This is a genomic window from Streptomyces sp. NPDC101181 (genome assembly GCF_044767975.1).
Classification (GTDB): Bacteria; Actinomycetota; Actinomycetes; order Streptomycetales; family Streptomycetaceae; genus Streptomyces.
The window spans coordinates 40,777-54,769 of sequence record NZ_JBIWOX010000001.1 but is presented as its reverse complement, the minus strand read 5'-3'; the positions used below and the strand labels follow the sequence as shown (position 1 = coordinate 54,769).

Sequence of the window (13,993 nt, the reverse complement as noted above, 5' to 3'; positions counted from 1 at the left end):
CATGTCGACACGGGTGCGTCCGCTCCGGCTCCGGTGCCGTAACCTCGAAGGCCGGAGCCCGCCGATCTCGGGACCTCGATCCACACCTTGGGGATGCACAGCGCATGACTGCGATTTCTCTCGGAATGCCGGCCGTTCCGACCAAGCTCGCCGACCGCAGGGTCAGCCGACAGATCCAGGTCGGCACGGTCGCGGTCGGCGGTGACGCGCCCGTGTCGGTGCAGTCGATGACGACGACCCGCACCTCCGACATCGGCGCCACGCTCCAGCAGATCGCCGAGCTGACGGCGTCCGGCTGCCAGATCGTCCGGGTCGCCTGCCCCACGCAGGACGACGCCGACGCGCTCGCCACCATCGCGAAGAAGTCGCAGATCCCGGTGATCGCGGACATCCACTTCCAGCCGAAGTACGTCTTCGCGGCGATCGACGCGGGCTGCGCGGCGGTCCGGGTCAACCCCGGCAACATCAAGCAGTTCGACGACAAGGTCAAGGAGATCGCCAAGGCGGCGAACGAGACCCGCACGCCGATCCGGATCGGCGTCAACGCCGGTTCCCTGGACGCGCGGCTCCTGAAGAAGTACGGCAAGGCCACCCCCGAGGCCCTCGTCGAGTCGGCCCTGTGGGAGGCGTCCCTCTTCGAGGAGCACGGCTTCGGCGACATCAAGATCTCGGTCAAGCACAACGACCCGGTCGTGATGGTCAACGCCTACCGCCAGCTCGCCGCGCAGAGCGACTACCCCCTCCACCTCGGCGTCACCGAGGCCGGACCGGCGTTCCAGGGCACCATCAAGTCGGCCGTCGCGTTCGGCGCGCTGCTCTCCGAGGGCATCGGCGACACCATCCGCGTCTCCCTCTCGGCCCCGCCCGCCGAGGAGGTCAAGGTCGGTCTCCAGATCCTGGAGGCGCTGAACCTCAAGCAGCGCCGCCTGGAGATCGTCTCCTGCCCGTCCTGCGGCCGCGCCCAGGTCGACGTCTACAAGCTCGCCGACCAGGTCAGCGCGGGACTGGAGGGCATGGAGGTGCCGCTCCGCGTCGCCGTCATGGGCTGCGTCGTCAACGGCCCCGGGGAGGCCCGCGAGGCCGACCTCGGCGTCGCTTCCGGTAACGGCAAGGGCCAGATCTTCGTCAAGGGCGAGGTCATCAAGACCGTCCCCGAGTCGAAGATCGTCGAGACCCTCATCGAAGAGGCCATGAAGATCGCCGAGCAGATGGAGAAGGACGGCGTCCTGTCCGGCGAACCCGAGGTCTCCATCAGCTGACCACGGGCCCCGCAGGCCCCGCCCCTCCCGCTCCGACCGCCCCGCCGGGCCCGCGCCCGGCGGGGCGGTCGTGCGTCCGGAAGCGGGCTCCCGGACTCGGGCAGCGTTCGACAGCCGGGTCGGTTACAGTGCGGAAATCAGCAGACCGCATGGTGAGGCCCCCTCGTGTTGACGCAGACCACCACCCGGGTCCTCGAACCCAGCGACCTCGGCGCAGCGCTCGCCATCCTGGAGAGCGAGCCCGTGGCCAACGCCTTCGTGACGTCCCGCGTCCACGTCGCGGGGCTCGACCCCTGGCGCCTGGGCGGCGAGATGTGGGGCTGGTACGCGGACGGCAGGCTCCGCTCCCTGTGCTACTCCGGTGCCAACCTTGTCCCCATCTGCGCCGGACCCGAGGCCGTCCGCGCCTTCGCCGACCGGGCCCGCCGGGCCGGACGCCGCTGCTCCTCCATCGTCGGCCCCGCCGAACCCACCGCCCTGCTGTGGCGGCACCTCGAACCGAGCTGGGGCCCCGCCCGCGAAGTCCGCGCCAACCAGCCGCTCATGGTCACCGAGAGCCTCTCCGCCGACGTCACCCCCGACCCGCTGGTCCGGCGCATCCGCAAGAACGAGACGGACGTCCTGATGCCGGCCTGCGTCGCGATGTTCACCGAGGAGGTCGGCGTCTCCCCGCTGGCCGGCGACGGCGGACTCCTCTACCAGGCCCGGGTCGCCGAACTCATCGGTGCCGGACGCTCCTTCGCCCGGATCGACGACGGCAAGGTGGTCTTCAAGGCCGAGATCGGCGCCGCCACCCCCCAGGCCTGCCAGATCCAGGGCGTCTGGGTCGCCCCCGAACACCGGGGCCAGGGGCTCTCCGAGACCGGTATGGCCGCCGTCGTGCGCTTCGCCCTGGCCGATGTCGCCCCGGTCGTCAGCCTGTACGTCAACGACTTCAACACCCCTGCCCGCAAGGCCTATCGACGCGTCGGCTTCCGCGAGACCGGCGCGTTCATGAGCGTCCTGTTCTGAGCGGGCCGCTCGCCTGAGCCTCGCCCACCCGGGCGCCCGCCCCGGCCAGTAGGGTTCCGGCATGGCAGCCCCCGGAGAAGGCCCCGCAGCACCCGACGTCGAGATCGGCCCCGTCGACCTGGCCGCCCGCGTCGACGAAGCCCTGCTCGTCCAGGCCGCCGCCTTCGGGCTCACCCAGGACGAGATCGACGTACGCCGCCACATCGTCCTGCGCCACCTGGAGCACCCGCACGCCCGTGCGCTGGGTGCCCTCACCCCCACCGGGCGGCTCGTCGGCTTCGTCTACGGACTGCCCAACGACCGCGCCCAGTGGTGGTCCACCGTCGTCGAGCCCTACCTGCGCGCCACCGGCTCCGACGACTGGCTGGACGACTCCTTCGTCATCACCGAACTCCACGTCCACCCCCGCCACCAGCAGCACGGCATCGGCCGCACGCTGATCACCGCCATCACCGACGCCGTCCCGCAGCCCCGCTCGATCCTCTCCGCGATCGACAAGGACAGCCCGGCCCGCGCCCTGTACCGCTCCCTCGGCTACCGCGACCTGGCCCGCCAGGTCGTGTTCCCCAGCGCCCCGCAGCCGTACGCGGTCATGGGTGCGCCCCTGCCGCTGCTCCGCCCCCCGGGCCGAATGGATTTCCGCCCGCCCGCGCCCCCCGGTTAACCTCGGGCTCACCACTTTCGCGAGCAGGAGTTCACCATGGCCCAGGTCCAGCGCATGTCCCGATTGATGATCAAGACACTGCGCGACGACCCGGCGGACGCCGAGACGCTCAGCCACAAGCTGCTGGTCCGCGCCGGTTACGTCCGCCGTAACGCGGCCGGAATCTGGACCTGGCTGCCGCTCGGCAAGAAGGTCCTGGACAACATCTCGAACGTGGTCCGCGAGGAGATGGACGCCATCGGCGCCCAGGAGGTCCTGCTCCCCGCCCTGCTGCCGAAGGAGCCCTACGAGGCGTCCGGCCGCTGGGAGGAGTACGGCGACCTGCTCTTCCGCCTCAAGGACCGCAAGGGCGGCGACTACCTCCTGGGCCCGACCCACGAGGAGATCTTCACCCAGACCGTCAAGGACCAGTGCACGTCCTACAAGGACCTGCCGGTGATGCTCTACCAGATCCAGACGAAGTACCGCGACGAGGCGCGGCCCCGCTCCGGCGTGCTCCGCGGCCGCGAGTTCCAGATGAAGGACTCGTACAGCTTCGACACCACCGACGAGGGCCTCGCGCACTCCTACGCCCTGCACCGGGCCGCGTACATCAAGATCTTCCAGCGGCTCGGTCTGGACCACCGCATCGTCTCCGCCGTCTCCGGCGCGATGGGCGGCTCCGCCTCGGAGGAGTTCCTGGCCCCCGCGGCCGCCGGTGAGGACACCTTCGCGGACTGCCCGAACTGCGACTACGCCGCCAACACCGAGGCCGTGACCTTCGCGCTCGCCCCGGTCGACGGCTCGGCGCACGGCCCGGTCGAGGAGCTGGACACCCCCGACACCCCGACCATCGAGACCCTCGCCGCGCACCTGGGCGTGCCCGCCTCCGCCACCCTGAAGAACCTGCTGGTCAAGGTGGACGGCGAGATCGTCGCCGTCGGCGTCCCCGGCCACCGCGAGGTCGACCTCGGCAAGCTCGGCGAGCATCTGGCGCCCGCCGTCGTGGAACTGGTCACCGCCGAGGACTTCGTGGGCCGCGACGACCTCGTACGGGGCTACGTCGGCCCCCAGGGCCTGGAGAAGGTCCGCTACCTCGCCGACCCCCGCGTCGCCCCGGGCACCACCTGGATCACCGGCGCCAACAAGGACGGCAGGCACGCGAGGAACGTCGTCGCGGGCCGGGACTTCGAGGTCGACCAGTACCTGGACGTCGTCGTGGTCGAGGAGGGCGACCCCTGCCCCAAGTGCGGCACCGGTCTCACCCTGGACCGCGCCATCGAGATCGGCCACATCTTCCAGCTCGGCCGCAAGTACGCCGACACCTTCCAGCTCGACGTCCTCGGCCAGCAGGGCAAGCCCGTCCGCGTCACGATGGGCTCGTACGGCATCGGCGTCTCCCGCGCCGTGGCCGCCCTCACCGAGCAGACCGCCGACGACAAGGGCCTGTGCTGGCCCCGGGAGATCGCCCCGGCCGACGTCCACGTCGTCGCCGCGGGCAAGGCACTCCAGACCGAACTGGCCCTGGAGGTCTCGGAGAAGCTCAGCGAGGCCGGGCTGCGGGTCCTGGTCGACGACCGGGCGGGCGTCTCGCCCGGCGTGAAGTTCACCGACTCCGAGCTGATCGGCGTGCCCCGGATCCTCGTCGCGGGTCGCCGCTCCGCCGACGGGGTGCTGGAGCTGAAGGACCGCCGCACCGGCGAGCGCGAGGAGCTGACCGTCGAGGAGGCCGTCGCCCGCCTCACGTCCGACCTGGGCTGACCAGCCCCTGCGGCGAGGCCCCCCGCGTCCCGGCGCGGGGGGCCTCGCCGCAGGACAGGACTACAGCCAGCCCGCGAACTCCAGGTTGACCTCGCCCATCTGCCGCCGCCCCTCGGCCAGCGCCCGGGTCCCCGACTCCACCGCCCGGAACAGCGTCCAGCCGTGCAGCCGCGCCTGCTCCACCTCCAGCGACTCCGCCAGCCTCTTGACCCGCCGCCGCGCCGTCGCCGGTCCGCCGGAGGCCGCGATCAGATCCTCCACCCGGTCCCGCACCAGCCGCGCCAGGTCGTAGGCGCGCTCTCCCACCACCGGTTCCGGGCCCACCGTCAGCCACGGTGCCCGCTCCCCGGCCAGTACCTTGCTCTGCCGGAAGTTGCCGTGCAGCAGGATGAGTTCGCCGGGCGCCTCGATCAGCTCGGCACGCGCCGCGAGTGCCGCGTCGACCAGCGGGGCCAGCTCCGGATCGGCCTCGGCGGCCGCCCGCATCCCGGCGCTCTGCCGCCCGGTCCGCTCCGCCACGCTCTCGAAGGGGTGCCCGGCGGGCGGCTCCACCCACAGCCGCCGCACCGTGCCCGCCGCCTCCAGCAGCGCCTTCGCCTCCGGCAGCGAGCGCAGGGACACCTCGTGGTGCAGCCGCTCCAGCAGCAGCGCACCGGGAACGTCCGGGCCGGGGGCGTCCAGCACCCGCACCGTGCCCCAGCCGTTCCAGTGCTCCAGGGCCGCCCGCTCCTGCTCGATCCCGGCGGCCGGCGGGGCGATCTTCAGCGCTGCCCCGGTCCCGTCGGCCCGCCGCACCAGAACCACCATCGAGCTGCGCCCGCCGGGGGCGGCGACCCGCTCCGCGGTGAGGCCGTCCCCGGCCGCCAGCGCCCGTCCGGCCAGTGCGGGGAGCCCGTCGAGCCAGTCGGCCGTCGCCTCGTCCCCGTACATCTCACCGAGCGCGCGCACCAGGCGCTGCGGCGGTTCCCAACCCATACGTCGTGTGGTCCCTTTCCGGTTCCTCGTGTCAGCGCGTCCCGCCGGCCCCGGCGGCCTCGACGGGGGCCGTCGCGGCCGGGTCGGCGCCTGCGGCCCGCTCGGCGAGCCCCGGAAAGGCTACGTTGCCGCCCCGCCACCGGGCCGACCGCACCGCCGCCTCGCGCAGCGCGCCCGCGGCCCGGCCGCGCAGCGGGCCCTCGGCAGCCCGTACGAGATCGGCGTAGGCGCCCGCGACCCGGTCCTCCAGCACCGCGGCGAGCCGCACCGCCGAGGGGGCGTCGGCGACCGCGAACGGCAGGGCGTACGCGGCGTCCGAGGCGACCGGCCTGCCGCCCAGGTCCCGGACGGCCCGCGCCAGCGCGTCCCGGCTCGCGCGGTGCCCGTCGAACGCCGCGCTCGCCTCGGAACGCCGCTTCCCGTCGAGACGGCCGCCCAGCGCGCCGTAGCCGTAGACCGCGGCGTGCTCGGCCGCCAGGGCCGCCTGGGCGGCGGTCAGCGCGGGGGAGTCGGCGTCGTCCCCGGCGGGCGGCCGGGCGTTATGGATGCTCATGCGGCGGTCTCCTCGGCCAGCTCGGTCAGCAGGTACGCGTGCGCCGCGGCGGCTGCCGCCACCGAGGCCAGCAGCCGGGCCAGCTCGGGCTCAGCGGTCAGCAGCGCCTCGGTGTGCGCGTCGGCCCGGCCGCGCTCGGCCGCCGCCAGCTCCCGCACCGCGGCCTCGAGGTCGGCGGAGACCGGGCCGGGAGCGGGCGGAGGGGTTTCGTCCGGTGCGTCATCGGCGTGCGGCGGGGCCAGTGCCTTCCCGTGCGCCGCCACGGCCGCCCGCAGGGGTGCCAGGCCCGCCGCGGCGGCCGGGTGGGCCTCGGCGACCAGGTCGTAGCGGGCGAGCAGCTGGGCGCCATCGCGCGCCGCCTTCCGGCGCAGGCTGTTCCCCTCCCGGACCGCGTCGGCCCGGCCGCCGGAGCGGGCGGAGCCACCGCCGTCCGCCGCCCCGTCGTCGCCCCCGCAGCCGGTCAGCACCGCACCCAGGGCGAGGGCTCCCGTCGCGGTGAGCGCCCCCCTGCGCGTCGTCCCCGTGCGCCGCACGTCTCTCCTTCGGGCCTGGACCGGTCCTGACCGGATCTGTCCTGATGTGATCACCGCACGTGAGCGTACCCGTGACCGGCGGGAGGCGGACGGCAACACCCCTGACGACCGGATACCCTTTGACCTGACGCACGACGATCCCACAACAGCACACGCGGCCGAGGAGTCACCCGGATGAGCACCACCCAGAGCGAGAGGCTGCGCGGGCTGCTGGAACCGCTCGTCAGCGCGCGCCAGCTGGACCTGGAGGAGATCGAGGTGTCCCGGGCGGGCCGCCGCGGGGTGCTGCGGATCATCGTGGACTCCGACGAGGGCGTGGAGCTGGACGCCTGTGCGGAGCTGAGCCGCGCGGTCTCCGAGAAGCTGGACGAGACCGACGCGATGGGCGAGGGCGAGTACGTCCTCGAAGTCAGCTCCCCGGGCGCGGACCGCCCGCTCACCGAGCACCGCCACTACGTACGCGCCACCGGCCGGCTGGCCCGGTTCCAGCTGACCGCGGGGGACGAGCTGGTCGCCCGTGTCCTCGCCGTCGACGAGGACGGGCTCGACCTGGAGGTCCCCGGCGTCAAGGGCCGCAAGCCCACCGCCCGCCGCCTCGCCTTCGAGGAGATCGCCAAGGCGCGCGTGGAGATCGAATTCAACCGCAAGGACAAGAAGGAAGAGGAGGCGTAGCCGTGGACATCGATGTGAAGCTTCTGAAGGGCTTGGCGCAGGACAAGGAGATCCCCTTCGACGTGCTCGTCGAGGCGATCGAATCGGCCCTCCTCATCGCCTACCACCGCACCGACGGCAGCTACCGCCGGGCGCGCGTCAGGATCGACGAGCGCGGCCATGTGACGGTCTGGGCCACGGAGGACCCCGCCGACCTCGAAGAGGGCCAGGAGCCCAAGGAGTTCGACGACACCCCCTCCGGGTTCGGCCGGATCGCGGCGTCCACCGCCAAGCAGGTCATCCTCCAGCGGCTGCGCGACGCCGAGGACGACAAGACCTTCGGCGAGTACGCGGGTCACGAGGGCGACGTCGTCACGGGCGTCGTCCAGCAGGGCAAGGACCCCAAGAACGTCCTGGTCGACATCGGCAAGCTGGAGGCCATCCTGCCGGTGCAGGAGCAGGTCCCCGGCGAGGAGTACACCCACGGCCTGCGGCTGCGCACCTACGTCGTCCGGGTCGCCAAGGGCGTACGCGGCCCCTCGGTGACGCTCTCGCGCACCCACCCCAACCTGGTGAAGAAGCTCTTCGCCCTGGAGGTCCCCGAGATCGCCGACGGCTCCGTCGAGATCTCCGCGATCGCCCGCGAGGCCGGTCACCGCACCAAGATCGCGGTCCGCTCCACCCGGTCGGGTCTCAACGCCAAGGGCGCCTGCATCGGCCCGATGGGCGGCCGCGTCCGCAATGTCATGGCCGAGCTGCACGGCGAGAAGATCGACATCGTGGACTGGTCCGACGACCCGGCCGAGATGGTCGCCAACGCCCTGTCGCCCGCCCGGGTGAGCGAGGTCGAGGTCGTGGACCTCGGCGCCCGGTCCGCCCGGGTCACCGTGCCGGACTACCAGCTGTCGCTGGCCATCGGCAAGGAGGGCCAGAACGCCCGCCTCGCCGCCCGCCTCACCGGCTGGCGCATCGACATCCGGCCCGACACCGAGACCGACGCGGAGCGGGAGACCGCCGACCGCGAGCGGGCCGAGCGGGCCCGGGAGCGCTCGGAAAGGCGTTGACCCGGAGCCGGTCCGGGGAATAGTTCTGGTCCGTACGCCGCTGAGATCACGACAACATCCGTTCGATCTTTGCCCCGAAGGGGTGAGGTCGGTGCGGGGAGGTAGACTTAAACGTGTCTGGCCGGACGCAAGCTGGCGCTTGTCCCGAGCGAACCTGTGTGGGATGCCGGGAGCGAGTGGCCAAGAGCGAGCTGCTGCGCATCGTGGTGGACGAGGGCGTCTGCGCCCCTGATCCACGCGGTACGCTGCCCGGCCGGGGTGCTTATCTGCACCCCGCCTCTGTCTGTCTCGACCTGGCGGTCCGCCGCCGGGCGTTCCCCCGGGCCTTCAAGGCCAAGGGGCCGTTCGACACCGCGGCACTGACGCGGTTCGTCGAGCGGGTGACACCGTAGGAAAGTGAACGGCACGGGACCCCGTGCGGTCAGGTACCTCGCGAGTTGGAAGTAGGTCGAGATTGCGATGAGCACTCGATGAGTACGCGATGAGTACGCCCATGAAGTAGCGACGGTCCGGCGGTAACCCGGACCTAAAAGGAGCGAAGTGGCTAAGGTCCGGGTATACGAACTCGCCAAGGAGTTCGGCGTCGAGAGCAAGGTCGTCATGGCCAAGCTCCAAGAACTCGGTGAATTCGTCCGTTCGGCGTCCTCGACGATCGAGGCGCCGGTTGTACGCAAGTTGACCGACGCACTGCAGGGGCCCGGCGGCAACGCCGGCAAGTCCGCTGCGAAGCCTGGCGCGCCCCGCAAGGCGTCGCCCGCGAAGCCCGCGGCGCCCTCCCCGGCCGCCGCGGCACGTCCCGCTGCCCCCAAGCCCGGCGCACCGGCCCCCAAGCCGGCCGCCGCCGAGGCCCCGAGCAGCACCCCCGCGGCGCCCTCCGCGCCGTCGGCGGGTCCCCGTCCGGGCCCGAAGCCCGCGCCGAAGGCCCCCGTCACCCCGGTCCCGGCCGCCGAGTTCTCGGCACCGGCCCCGGAGCGGCCCGCGGCCCCGCAGGCCCCGCGCCCCGCCGGCGCCACCCCGGGCCCGCGTCCCACCCCCGCCCGTCCGGCCCCGGCCGGCGGTCAGCGCGACGGTGGCCAGCGCGGCGCCGAGCGTGGCGGCGACCGTCCCGCGCGTCCCGCGGGCCAGGGCGCCCCGCGCCCCGGCGGCGCCCGTCCGGCCGGTCCCCGTCCGGGCAACAACCCCTTCACCTCCGGCGGCTCCACCGGCATGGCGCGCCCCTCGGCGCCCCGTCCCGGCGGTGCCCCGCGCCCCGGTGGCGGCTCGGAGCGCCCCGGCGCCCCGCGCCCCCAGGGCAGCGGCCCCGGCGGCGCCCCGCGTCCGCAGGGTGGTCAGGGACAGGGCGGCGCCCGTCCCTCTCCGGGCGGGATGCCCCGTCCGCAGGCCCCGCGTCCCGGCGGCGGCCCCGCCGGTAACCGCCCCAACCCGGGCATGATGCCGCAGCGTCCCGCCGCGGGCCCGCGTCCCGGTGGTGGCCCCGGCGGTGGCCGTGGTCCCGGTGGCGGCGGTCGTCCCGGTGGCGGCGGCGGTCGTCCCGGTGGTGGCGGCGGCTTCGCCGGTCGTCCCGGTGGCGGCGGTGGCGGCGGCTTCGCCGGGCGTCCGGCCGGTCCGGGTGGCGGCGGCGGTGCCGGTCGTCCCGGTGGCGGCGGCGGCTTCGGCGGCCGTCCCGGCTTCGGCGGTCGTCCGGGTGGTCCCGGTGGCCGCGGTGGCACGCAGGGTGCGTTCGGCCGTCCCGGCGGGCCCGCGCGTCGTGGCCGCAAGTCGAAGCGGCAGAGGCGCCAGGAGTACGAGGCCATGCAGGCCCCGTCGGTCGGCGGCGTCATGCTGCCCCGCGGCAACGGACAGGCCGTCCGGCTGTCGCGCGGCGCCTCGCTCACCGACTTCGCGGAGAAGATCAACGCCAACCCGGCGTCGCTCGTCGCCGTGATGATGAACCTCGGCGAGATGGTGACGGCCACGCAGTCCGTCTCCGACGAGACGCTGAAGCTCCTCGCCGAGGAGATGAACTACGTCCTGGAGATCGTCAGCCCGGAGGAGGAGGACCGCGAGCTCCTGGAGTCCTTCGACATCGAGTTCGGCGAGGACGAGGGCGGCGAAGAGGCCCTGGTCTCCCGTCCGCCGGTGGTGACCGTCATGGGTCACGTCGACCACGGTAAGACCCGGCTCCTCGACGCGATCCGCAAGACCAACGTGGTCGCGGGCGAGGCCGGTGGCATCACCCAGCACATCGGTGCCTACCAGGTCACGACCGAGGTCAACGAGGAAGAGCGCAAGATCACCTTCATCGACACCCCGGGTCACGAGGCGTTCACCGCCATGCGTGCCCGTGGTGCGAAGTCGACCGACATCGCGATCCTCGTGGTGGCGGCCAACGACGGTGTGATGCCCCAGACGATCGAGGCGCTGAACCACGCCAAGGCGGCCGAGGTGCCGATCGTGGTCGCGGTCAACAAGATCGACGTCGAGGGCGCCGACCCGACCAAGGTGCGCGGTCAGCTCACCGAGTTCGGTCTGGTGGCCGAGGAGTACGGCGGCGACACCATGTTCGTCGACATCTCCGCCAAGCAGGGCCTCAACATCGAGGCGCTGCTGGAGGCCGTCGTCCTCACCGCCGACGCCTCGCTCGACCTGCGGGCCAACCCCGACCAGGACGCGCAGGGCATCGCCATCGAGTCCCACCTCGACCGCGGTCGCGGTGCCGTCTCGACGGTCCTGGTCCAGCGCGGAACGCTGCGCATCGGCGACACGATGGTCGTGGGCGACGCCTACGGCCGCGTGCGCGCCATGCTCGACGACAACGGTCAGAACGTGCAGGAAGCGGGTCCCTCGACCCCCGTCCTGGTGCTCGGTCTCACCAACGTCCCGGGCGCGGGCGACAACTTCCTGGTCGTCGACGAGGACCGTACGGCCCGTCAGATCGCCGAGAAGCGCGCGGCCCGTGAGCGCAACGCCAACTTCGCCCGCAAGGGCGTCCGGTTCTCCCTGGAGAACCTGGACGAGGCGCTCAAGGCCGGTCTGGTCCAGGAGCTCAACCTCATCATCAAGGGCGACGCGTCCGGTTCGGTGGAGGCCCTGGAGTCCTCACTGCTCCAGCTCGACGTCGGTGAAGAGGTCGACATCCGGGTCCTGCACCGCGGCGTCGGTGCGGTCACCGAGTCCGACATCAACCTGGCGACGGGTTCGGACGCCATCGTGATCGGCTTCAACGTGCGCGCCGCCGGGCGCGCCGAGCAGATGGCCGAGCGCGAAGGCGTGGACGTCCGGTACTACTCGGTCATCTACCAGGCGATCGAGGAGATCGAAGCGGCCCTCAAGGGCATGCTCAAGCCGGAGTACGAAGAGGTCGAGCTGGGCACGGCGGAGATCCGCGAGATCTTCCGCTCGTCCAAGCTGGGCAACATCGCCGGTGTGCTGGTCCGCTCCGGCGAGGTCAAGCGCAACACCAAGGCGCGCCTGCTGCGCGATGGCAAGGTCGTCGCGGAGAACCTCAACATCTCCGGTCTGCGCCGCTTCAAGGACGACGTCACCGAGATCCGCGAAGGCTTCGAGGGCGGTATCAACCTCGGGAACTTCAACGACATCAAGATCGACGACGTCATCGCGACGTACGAGATGCGCGAGAAGCCGCGAGGCTGATCGACCTCGGGTCCAAAAGGACCCGCAGGGCTTCGGAAGGGGGTTCCGGGAGTGTGCTCCCGGCCCCTTCCACCACGGTCGGGGCCGGTCGACGGGTCGAATTTCCGTCGATCGGCCCCGGCCGTTCCGGTACGGTTCTGGTGTCCCCGGCAGGCTTCGGCGGGGCATGAACCCGTACCGGCGGGACATCCGGAAACACATGTATGTGGGGACCTTGTCCTTCGACCTGCTCCTCGGCGACGTACGGTCGCTGAAGGAGAAGCGTTCCGTCGTCCGCCCGATCGTGGCCGAGCTCCAGCGCAAGTACGCGGTGAGCGTGGCCGAGACCGGCGGGCAGGATCTCCACCGCAGGGCCGAGATCGGCCTCGCCGTGGTCTCCGGGGACACCGGACACCTGACGGACGTACTGGACCGGTGCGAGCGGCTGGTCGCCGCGCGCCCCGAGGTGGAGCTGCTGTCGGTGAGACGGCGGCTGCACAGTGACGAAGACTGACAGTCGAGCGAAATCAGAAGGAAGAGTGACGGACCGGTGACCGACAACGCGCGGGCCCGCAAGCTGGCCGATCGCATCCAGGTCGTGGTCGCGGAGACCCTGGACCGGCGAATCAAGGATCCGCGGCTGGGATTCGTGACGATCACGGACGCCCGGGTTACCGGCGACCTGCGGGAGGCCACGGTCTTCTACACGGTCTACGGTGACGACGAGGAGCGCGCCGCCTCCGCCGCGGCGCTGGAGAGCGCCAAGGGCGTGCTGCGCTCCGAGGTCGGCCGGCAGACCGGGGTCCGGTTCACGCCGTCCCTGGCCTTCGTGCCGGACGCCCTCCCGGACAACGCCCGCACCATCGAGGACCTCCTGGACAAGGCACGGGCCAAGGACGCGGAGGTGCGCGAGGTGTCCACGGGCGCGAAGTACGCGGGCGAGGCCGATCCGTACCGCAAGCCGGAGGACGAGGACGACGAGACCGACGGACCCTCCGAGAAGAGCGAGGGCCCGGCCTCCGCATGACCGAGCAGACCACCACGCCGGACGGCCTTGTCATTGTCGACAAGCCGTCCGGCTTCACTTCGCACGACGTCGTGGCCAAGATGCGCGGCATCGCCCGTACGCGACGCGTCGGCCACGCCGGAACGCTGGACCCGATGGCGACCGGGGTCCTCGTGCTCGGCGTCCAGCGGGCCACCAAACTGCTGGGCCACCTCGCGCTCACCGAGAAGGAGTACCTGGGCACGATCCGGCTCGGCCAGGACACCGTCACCGACGACGCCGAGGGCGAGATCACCTCGTCCACCGACGCCTCCGGCGTCACCCGGGACTCCGTCGACGCCGGGGTCGCCGCGCTGACCGGCGCGATCATGCAGGTCCCGTCCAAGGTCAGCGCCATCAAGATCGACGGCAAGCGGTCCTACGCGCGGGTGCGCGGCGGCGAGGAGTTCGAGATCCCGGCCCGCCCGGTCACCGTCTCCTCCTTCCGCGTCCACGACGTCCGCGAGGCCGTCGCCGAGGACGGCACCCCGGTGGTGGACCTGGTCGTCTCGGTCGTCTGCTCCTCGGGGACCTACATCCGCGCCCTCGCCCGGGACCTCGGCGCCGGACTCGGCGTCGGCGGGCACCTCACCGCGCTGCGCCGCACCCGCGTCGGCCCCTACGGCCTGGACGCGGCTCGCACGCTCGACCAGCACCAGGAGGAGCTGACGGTGATGCCGGTCGCCGAGGCGGCCGCCGCGGCCTTCCCCCGCTGGGACGTGGACGAGAAGCGGGCCAGGCTGCTCCTGAACGGCGTACGGCTGGACATGCCCGCCCACCCGCCGGGACCGGTCGCCGTCTTCGGACCCGACGGAAGGTTCCTGGTGCTCGTGGAGCAGGAGAAGGGCAGGGCCAAGAGCCTCGCCGTCTTCGCCTGACCTCCGGC

14 protein-coding genes are annotated in these 13,993 nt (G+C 72.5%); 11 read left to right on the top strand and 3 right to left on the bottom strand.

The genetic code is table 11. The features are described 5' to 3' along the window. The first annotated feature begins 104 nt into the window (after positions 1-104). The 4 genes from ispG to ACIRRU_RS00200 all read left to right on the top strand — a co-directional run bounded on the left by ispG (position 105) and on the right by ACIRRU_RS00200 (position 4,674). The gene (gene ispG, locus ACIRRU_RS00215) at positions 105-1,259 is read left to right on the top strand and encodes a flavodoxin-dependent (E)-4-hydroxy-3-methylbut-2-enyl-diphosphate synthase (protein WP_363204332.1); all 1,155 of its coding nucleotides are present in this window, start codon (positions 105-107) and stop codon (positions 1,257-1,259) included. Positions 1,260-1,427: 168 nt separating this feature from the next. Continuing rightward, positions 1,428-2,270, top strand: coding sequence for a GNAT family N-acetyltransferase (locus tag ACIRRU_RS00210; protein ID WP_403675567.1), 843 nt, complete (start codon positions 1,428-1,430; stop codon positions 2,268-2,270). Between the two features lie 61 nt (positions 2,271-2,331). Then, positions 2,332-2,934, top strand: coding sequence for a GNAT family N-acetyltransferase (locus ACIRRU_RS00205; RefSeq protein WP_403674281.1), 603 nt, complete (start codon positions 2,332-2,334; stop codon positions 2,932-2,934). A gap of 36 nt (positions 2,935-2,970) precedes the next feature. Then, entirely contained in the window at positions 2,971-4,674 is a 1,704-nt protein-coding gene (locus tag ACIRRU_RS00200; RefSeq protein WP_403674278.1) for a proline--tRNA ligase, read from the top strand. Positions 4,675-4,734: 60 nt separating this feature from the next. Here ACIRRU_RS00200 and ACIRRU_RS00195 read toward each other — a convergent pair whose 3' ends face one another. The 3 genes from ACIRRU_RS00195 to ACIRRU_RS00185 are packed head-to-tail and all read right to left on the bottom strand — an operon-like array spanning position 4,735 to position 6,735. Continuing rightward, the gene (locus tag ACIRRU_RS00195; protein WP_403674276.1) at positions 4,735-5,649 is read right to left on the bottom strand and encodes an aminoglycoside phosphotransferase family protein; all 915 of its coding nucleotides are present in this window, start codon (positions 5,647-5,649) and stop codon (positions 4,735-4,737) included. Between the two features lie 31 nt (positions 5,650-5,680). After that, entirely contained in the window at positions 5,681-6,202 is a 522-nt protein-coding gene (locus tag ACIRRU_RS00190; protein WP_403674274.1) for a ferritin-like domain-containing protein, read from the bottom strand. Next, entirely contained in the window at positions 6,199-6,735 is a 537-nt protein-coding gene (locus ACIRRU_RS00185) for a hypothetical protein (protein WP_403674271.1), read from the bottom strand. The genes ACIRRU_RS00190 and ACIRRU_RS00185 overlap by 4 nt, the downstream gene beginning before the upstream one ends. Before the next feature lie 174 nt (positions 6,736-6,909). On the opposite strand from ACIRRU_RS00185, the gene rimP reads away from it, so the two are divergent. From rimP to truB, 7 genes are all read left to right on the top strand, one after another. Then, a complete protein-coding gene (gene rimP / locus ACIRRU_RS00180; RefSeq protein ID WP_363204326.1) occupies positions 6,910-7,407 on the top strand; it encodes a ribosome maturation factor RimP in 498 nt (165 codons plus the stop codon). A gap of 2 nt (positions 7,408-7,409) precedes the next feature. Beyond that, positions 7,410-8,450 (top strand): transcription termination factor NusA, encoded by a 1,041-nt coding sequence (nusA, locus tag ACIRRU_RS00175; RefSeq protein WP_403674267.1) that lies wholly within the window; start codon positions 7,410-7,412, stop codon positions 8,448-8,450. A gap of 113 nt (positions 8,451-8,563) precedes the next feature. Continuing rightward, on the top strand, positions 8,564-8,842 hold the full coding sequence (locus ACIRRU_RS00170) for a YlxR family protein (RefSeq protein ID WP_363204324.1): 279 nt from the start codon (positions 8,564-8,566) through the stop codon (positions 8,840-8,842). Between the two features lie 148 nt (positions 8,843-8,990). Further along, the gene (gene infB / locus ACIRRU_RS00165; protein ID WP_403674264.1) at positions 8,991-12,083 is read left to right on the top strand and encodes a translation initiation factor IF-2; all 3,093 of its coding nucleotides are present in this window, start codon (positions 8,991-8,993) and stop codon (positions 12,081-12,083) included. Between the two features lie 199 nt (positions 12,084-12,282). Further along, complete coding sequence (locus ACIRRU_RS00160; RefSeq protein WP_350688063.1) at positions 12,283-12,576, top strand: DUF503 domain-containing protein; 294 nt, start codon at positions 12,283-12,285, stop codon at positions 12,574-12,576. A gap of 36 nt (positions 12,577-12,612) precedes the next feature. Then, entirely contained in the window at positions 12,613-13,089 is a 477-nt protein-coding gene (rbfA, locus tag ACIRRU_RS00155; protein WP_363204322.1) for a 30S ribosome-binding factor RbfA, read from the top strand. Continuing rightward, complete coding sequence (gene truB / locus ACIRRU_RS00150; RefSeq protein WP_403674260.1) at positions 13,086-13,985, top strand: tRNA pseudouridine(55) synthase TruB; 900 nt, start codon at positions 13,086-13,088, stop codon at positions 13,983-13,985. The genes rbfA and truB overlap by 4 nt, the downstream gene beginning before the upstream one ends. The last annotated feature ends 8 nt before the right edge of the window (positions 13,986-13,993 follow it).